7 protein-coding genes are annotated in these 6,292 nt (G+C 76.2%); 1 reads left to right on the forward strand and 6 read right to left on the reverse strand.

The window, feature by feature from the left end; genetic code table 11:
* Positions 1 to 148 precede the first annotated feature (148 nt).
* A complete protein-coding gene (locus tag ACI797_RS23615) occupies positions 149 to 1,204 on the forward strand; it encodes a zinc-binding dehydrogenase (protein ID WP_456862007.1) in 1,056 nt (351 codons plus the stop codon).
* A gap of 101 nt (positions 1,205 to 1,305) precedes the next feature.
* On the opposite strand, the gene ACI797_RS23620 is transcribed toward ACI797_RS23615, so the two are convergent.
* The 6 genes from ACI797_RS23620 to ACI797_RS23645 form a co-directional block, all read right to left on the reverse strand.
* Entirely contained in the window at positions 1,306 to 1,992 is a 687-nt protein-coding gene (locus ACI797_RS23620; RefSeq protein ID WP_456862009.1) for an SDR family oxidoreductase, read from the reverse strand.
* Positions 1,989 to 4,289 (reverse strand): heavy metal translocating P-type ATPase, encoded by a 2,301-nt coding sequence (locus ACI797_RS23625; protein ID WP_456862011.1) that lies wholly within the window; start codon positions 4,287 to 4,289, stop codon positions 1,989 to 1,991. Before ACI797_RS23625 ends, ACI797_RS23620 begins: the two co-directional genes overlap by 4 nt.
* Complete coding sequence (locus ACI797_RS23630) at positions 4,282 to 5,178, reverse strand: hypothetical protein (protein ID WP_456862013.1); 897 nt, start codon at positions 5,176 to 5,178, stop codon at positions 4,282 to 4,284. The genes ACI797_RS23625 and ACI797_RS23630 overlap by 8 nt, the downstream gene beginning before the upstream one ends.
* A gap of 7 nt (positions 5,179 to 5,185) precedes the next feature.
* A complete protein-coding gene (locus ACI797_RS23635; RefSeq protein WP_456862015.1) occupies positions 5,186 to 5,395 on the reverse strand; it encodes a heavy-metal-associated domain-containing protein in 210 nt (69 codons plus the stop codon).
* Between the two features lie 20 nt (positions 5,396 to 5,415).
* Positions 5,416 to 5,724 (reverse strand): metal-sensitive transcriptional regulator, encoded by a 309-nt coding sequence (locus tag ACI797_RS23640; RefSeq protein ID WP_456862020.1) that lies wholly within the window; start codon positions 5,722 to 5,724, stop codon positions 5,416 to 5,418.
* Positions 5,725 to 5,821: 97 nt separating this feature from the next.
* Complete coding sequence (locus tag ACI797_RS23645) at positions 5,822 to 6,166, reverse strand: helix-turn-helix domain-containing protein (protein WP_456862018.1); 345 nt, start codon at positions 6,164 to 6,166, stop codon at positions 5,822 to 5,824.
* Between the last annotated feature and the right edge of the window lie 126 nt (positions 6,167 to 6,292).

The raw sequence follows: 6,292 nt of genomic DNA on the forward strand, positions 1-6,292 counted from the left end.
GATCTCGGTCGGGCAGCCACCGACGGTCAGGGCGCGCGATCGGCCGGCTGGTGTCGCCGGTGGCCGCCCGGAGCACCACGCCGGAGGCACGCGCGGACCGGTACGGTCCCGCGATCACGTGTGGCGGGGCAGGGCCCGGGGAGGGGACGTGGCCGAACAGGAAGTGATGAGAGCGGCCCGGTTCGAGGGCGTGGGGAAGCCACTGGCCGTGCACGAGCTCCCGGTACCCCGGGCGGCGCCGGACGAGGTGCTGGTGCGGGTGGCGGCGACGGGGCTGTGCGGGTCGGACGTCCACATCGCGGTGGAGGGCATCACCCCGACGCCCTACCTCCCGATCACGCTCGGCCACGAGATCGCCGGCACGGTCGCCGCGGTCGGCGACGCAGTCCACGACCGGATGGTCGACGAGCGGGTGTGCGTCTTCCCGCTCACCTACGACGGGACCTGCACCAGCTGCCTGGCCGGCCACAGCGAGATCTGCCTGAACCGCCGCGCCATCGGCATCCACACCGACGGCGGACTGGCCGAGTACGTCGCTGTACCCGCGAGGAACCTGGCCGCCGTCCCGGACGGTGTGCCGTTCCCCCACGCCGCGATATGCACCGACGCCGTCATCACGCCCTTCCACGCCCTCGTCGACGTCGCCCGGCTGGCACCTGGTGAGTCGGTCGTCGTGCTCGGAGTCGGGGGCCTGGGGCTCCACGCGGTCCAGATCGCCAAGCTCGCCGGGGCCGCACCCGTGATCGCCGTCGATGCCCGGGCGGTCCAGCTCGAACGAGCGGGGCAGGCCGGCGCGGACGTGGTCGTCGACGCGGCCGCGGGGTCGGTGGTCGAGGCCGTGCTGGCCGCCACCGCCGGTGTCGGCGTCGACGTGGCCGCCGAATTCATCGGCACGCAGGCCACGATCGGGCAGGCCGTCGAATGCCTGCGCACCGGTGGGCGGGCGGTCGTCGTGGGACTCGGCGCCGACCCCATCACCGTTCCGCCCCCGACCGTCTTCGTGCGGAAGCAGCTCCAGCTGCTCGGGTCGTACGGGGGGACGCTGGCCACGTTGCAGAGCGTGCTGCGGCTGGTCGGCAACGGCCGGCTGGACCTCAGCCGCTCGATCACCCACACGTTCGCCCTGGACGACGCCGACGCCGCACTCCGGACCCTGCACGAGAAGAGCGGCGAGCCACAGCGGGTGGTGGTCACCCCGGGTTGACCCGCCCAACGCGGCGAGAAGGCACTCCGTGCTCGGCCGCGCGGCGTGTCGGGCCGTGTCCCGTGCACCGAATGCCTTCTCGGCAGGACCGGGCCGGGCCCTCAGCCGTCGACCGGTGGGGACAGCACGACCTCGGTGGGGCAGCCGGGGCCGGGGAAGGTGACGACGAACCGCACGGCCGCCGCGACGTCCGACGGCCGGAGCAGCAGCTCGGGGGAGGTCTGCGCGACCGGCGCGCCCAGCGCCGCGCCGGCCGCCACCAGCCCCGGCGAGACCAGGCTGACCCGCACGCCGCGGGCCTTGACGTCGTGCCACACCGCCCCGGCCAGCCCGGCGAGCCCGTGCTTGCTGGCCACGTACGCCGCGTTGTTCGGGAACGCCTGCCGGGACGCACCGGACCCGAGGTAGACCAGCGCCCCGCGCGTCTCCAGCAGGGCCGGCAGCAGCAGCGGGGTGACGACGGCGGCCGCGGTGAGGTTGACGTCGAGCAGGTCGCCCCAGGTGCCGGGGTCGGCGACGTCGGCGGGCGCCCAGTCGAACAGCCCGGCCGCCCACACGACGGCGCGCAGGTCGCCGCCGGCGACGAGCTCGTCGGCGGCCGCCCGCAGCGCGGCGCGGTCGGTGACGTCGACCTGCCGGGACGTGCCGCCGCAGACCGCTGCGGCCTCGGCCAGCCGGCCGGCGTCACGGCCCCACAGCGTCACGTCCAGCCCGAGGCCGGCCAGCTCGCCGGCGATGGCCCGGCCGATGGCGCTCGACCCGCCGGCGACCAGCGCCCGGCCGCTCACCCGCGCGGTCCGGCGCCGGCGGGCTCCCGGACGCGGCCGGCGGGCACCGGCAGCGCGGCGTCGCGGTTCTCCGGCAGGGGTGCGAAGCCGCGCAGCCGCAGGCTGTTGCTCACCACGAACACCGAGCTGAACGCCATCGCCGCGCCGGCGATCATCGGGTTGAGCAGCCCCGCGACCGCCAGCGGCAGCGCCGCGACGTTGTACGCGAACGCCCAGAACAAGTTGCCCTTGATGACCGCCAGCGTCCGCCGCGACAGCCGGATCGCGTCGGCCGCGGCCCGTAGGTCGCCCCGCACCAGGGTGAGGTCGCTGGCCTCGATCGCCACGTCGGTGCCGGTGCCCATGGCCAGCCCGAGGTCGGCCTGTGCCAGCGCGGCGGCGTCGTTGACGCCGTCCCCGACCATCGCCACGACCCGGCCCTCGCCCTGCAGCCGCTGCACGACGTCGACCTTGTCGGCCGGCAGCACCTCGGCGACCACCTCGTCGATGCCCACCTCGGCGGCGACCGCGCGGGCGGCCCGCTCGTTGTCGCCGGTCAGCAGCACCGGCCCCAGCCCGAGATCGCGCAGCTGCCGCACCGCGGCGGCCGACGTCGGCTTGACCGCGTCGGCGACGACCAGCACGCCGCGCGCGGCGCCGTCCCAGGCCACCGCGACCGCCGTCCGGCCCTCGGCCTCGGCGGCGCGCCGCGCGTCGTCCAGCGACGGGGGGAGCGGCACCGACCAGTCGGCGAGCAGCCGCGGCCGGCCGACGACGACCGCCCGCTCCCCGACGGTGCCCTGCACGCCGAGCCCCTCGACGTTGGTGAAGCCCTCGACGCCCGGCAGCGGGCCGCGCTCGGCCGCGGCCCGGGCCACCGCCTGCGCGATCGGGTGCTCCGAGGCCGCCTCGAGCGCCCCGGCCACCCGCAGCAGCTCGTCGCCGTCCTCGCCGGGCGCCGGGACGACGTCGAGCAGGGTCATCCGGCCGGTGGTGACCGTGCCGGTCTTGTCCAGGACGACGGTGTCGACCCGGCGGGTGCTCTCCAGCACCTCCGGGCCCTTGATCAGGATGCCCAGCTGCGCACCGCGGCCGGTGCCGACCATCAGCGCGGTCGGCGTGGCCAGCCCGAGGGCGCAGGGGCAGGCGATGATCAGGACGGCGACGGCAGCGGTGAACGCGGCCGGCAGCCCGACGCCCGCGCCGATCCAGAAGCCCAGCGTGCCGACGGCGAGGGCCAGCACGACCGGCACGAAGACGCCGGAGATGCGGTCGGCCAGCCGCTGCACCTCGGCCTTGCCGTTCTGCGCCTCCTCGACCAGCCGCGCCATCTGGGCCAGCTGCGTCTCGGCGCCGACGCGGGTGGCCCGCACGGCCAGCCGGCCGCCCGCGTTGACGGTGGCCCCGGCGACGGCGTCGCCCGGCCCGACCTCCACGGGCACCGACTCGCCGGTGAGCATCGAGGCGTCGACCGCCGACGAGCCCTCGGTCACCACGCCGTCGGCGGCGATCTTCTCGCCCGGCCGGACGACGAACAGGTCCCCGGCGCGCAGCTCGGCGACCGGCACCCGCCGCTCGGTGCCGCCCCGCAGGACCGACACCTCCTTGGCGCCGAGCTCGAGCAGCGCCCGCAGCGCCGCGCCGGCCCGCCGCTTGGAGCGGGCCTCGAAGTACCGCCCGGCCAGCAGGAACGCGGTCACCCCGGCCGCGGCCTCGAGGTAGATGTTCGCGCTGCCGTCGCCCCGCTCGATCGTGAGCTCGAAGGGGTGGGTCATGCCGGGCTCGCCGGCGGTGCCCCAGAACAGCGCGTACAGCGACCACGCGAACGCGGCCAGCGTGCCGAGCGAGACCAGGGTGTCCATGGTCGCCGCGCCGTGCCGCAGGTTGGTCCACGCCGCCCGGTGGAACGGCAGGCCGCCCCACGCCACGACCGGCGCGGCCAGGGTGAGCGAGAGCCACTGCCAGTACTCGAACTGCAGGGCCGGCACCATCGCCAGCGCGACCACCGGGATGCTCAGCACGACGGAGACGAGCAGCCGCGTGCGCAGCGCGCCGACGGGGTCCGCCTCGGCGGGGGCCTCCGGCTCGGCCGGCTGCGGCAGCGCCGCGGTGTAGCCGGTCTTCTCCACGGTGGCGATGAGGTCGTCGGTCGTGACGCCGTCGGCGAAGGAGACCCGCGCCTTCTCCGTCGCGTAGTTGACGGTGGCGGTGACGCCGTGGAGCTTGTTCAGCTTCTTCTCGATGCGCGCGGCGCACGAGGCGCAGGTCATGCCGCCGATCAGCAGCTCGGTGGACCGCAGCCCGGTGGTCTCAGCCATGGTCGTGCCCCTCGCCGGCGTCAACGGTGAACTCCGCCGTCCGCACCACGTCGCCGTGCCGGAAGTCGAGGAACAGCCGGTAGGTGCCGTCCGTGGGGGCGGTGGTGGTGAACGGGATCCGCGGCCCGGCGCCGGCGCCGTCGTCGGGGTGCACGTGCACGTAGGCGAGGTCGCCGGCGCGCAGCACCACGAGGTGGCCGTACGCGCCGAGGTAGGGCTGCAGGTCGGTCACCGCCTGCCCGTCGCGGGCGACCGTGGCGGTCAGCCGGGTCTCCTCGCCGGGCACCAGGTCGCCGTCGAGCGTGACGGTGTAGCCGTCGACCTCGACGGTGCGGGTGGTCGCGGGCAGCGCGGCCGGCACGAGCTCGCCCGGCACGGCGAGGTCGGCGCCGAGCACGCGCTTCGCGCCGTCGGCCGCCGGCACGAAGTCGGCGAGGACCCGCCAGCTGCCCGGGGTGAGCGCCAGGGTGGCCGTCCACGTGCCGTCGGCCGCCATCTGCGGGTGCAGGTGCTGGTAGCCGGAGAGGTCGCGGCGGACGGCGATCAGGTGCAGCCGCTGCTCGTGCTCGACGGCGAAGTCGGTGACGGCGGTGCCCTCGTCGTCCAGGACGTGGAAGGTGACCGGGGTCGCCGGACCGGACGGGGCCGTGTCCGCGTCGAGGTGGAGCGTGTAGCCGCCGTCGGAGATGGCCAGACCGGCGGGCTGCGGGCTCGTGCCCCCGGCCGGGTGCTCCTCCTCGGCGGCGTGCCCGCCCCCGGTCGCGGCGTGCTCGGCGTCGGCCGCGGGTGCGACGTCGACCGGGCCGACCGCCGCGCCCACGCCGAGGGCGGCGCCGAAGGTGGCGACCAGGCCCAGGGCGAAGGCGGCGACCTTGGCGGGGGTGCTCACCGGGCCCTCAGCGCCCCGCGAGCGCGTAGCCCGCCTCGTCGACGGCCGCGGCCACCGCGTCGTCGTCCACGGGGGCGTCGCTGGTGACCGTCAGCGCGCCGGACTCGAGGTCGACCTCGACGGCGGTGACGCCGGGCAGGGCGCCGACCTCGTCGCTCACCGCGTTCACGCAGTGGGCGCAGGTCATGCCGGTGACGGTGTAGGTGGCGGTGCTCATGGGGGTGGTTCCTCTCGGGTTCAGGAGCGGACGAGCCGGGCGATCGCGTCGGCGGCCTCGCGGACCTTCTCGTCCGCCTCGGGGCCGCCGGCCTGGGCGGCGGAGACCACGCAGTGGGAGAGGTGCTCCTCGAGCAGGCCCAGCGCCACCGACTGCAGCGCCTTCGTCATCGCGGAGACCTGGGTGAGGATGTCGATGCAGTACTTCTCGTCCTCGACCATGCGCTGCAGCCCGCGGGCCTGGCCCTCGATGCGGCGCAGCCGGGTCAGGTAGTCCTGCTTGCGGTTGATGTAGCCGTGGTGCGCCGGCGCGGTGCCGGCCTCCTCGATCGCCACGCCGTCTCTCCCTGCCGTCGGTCCCGGCCGCGGGCGTGCGCCGCGGCCACGGCAGGAACCATACCCCCCTAGGGTGTCTGCTGCCAGGCGGTCAGCGGTCCTCGTCCCGCTCCGCGGTCAGGCGGTCGACGTCGGCGCGCAGCCGGTCGGCGTCCGCGCGCGCCTCGGCGAGCTCGTCCTGCAGGCCCACGATCGCCTCGGCCGAGGCCAGGGAGTGGCCGTCGTCGAGCAGGCCGCGCATGCGCGCGGCGACGTTCAGCTGGGTGCGCGAGTAGCGCCGGTGCCCGCCGGGGGAGCGGTGCGGCTGCAGCACGCCGGAGCTGTCCAGGCTGCGCAGGAACGCCGCCTGCACGCCGAGGAGCTCGGCGGCCTGGCTCATGGTCAGCGCCGGGTAGTCCGGGTCGTCGAGCCGCCGCAGCGGGTCCTGCTCGGTCACGGCACCTCCTCGGGAAAGGCCGGCTCGGAAAGGGGGAGGGGGGGGGGCCGCGGGGGGGGGGGGGCCCCCCCCCGGGGGCCGGGCGGCGCCGGCCCCCCCGCCCCCATACACCCCCCGATCGAGCGG

Source organism: Geodermatophilus sp. SYSU D00691 (assembly GCF_054050275.1).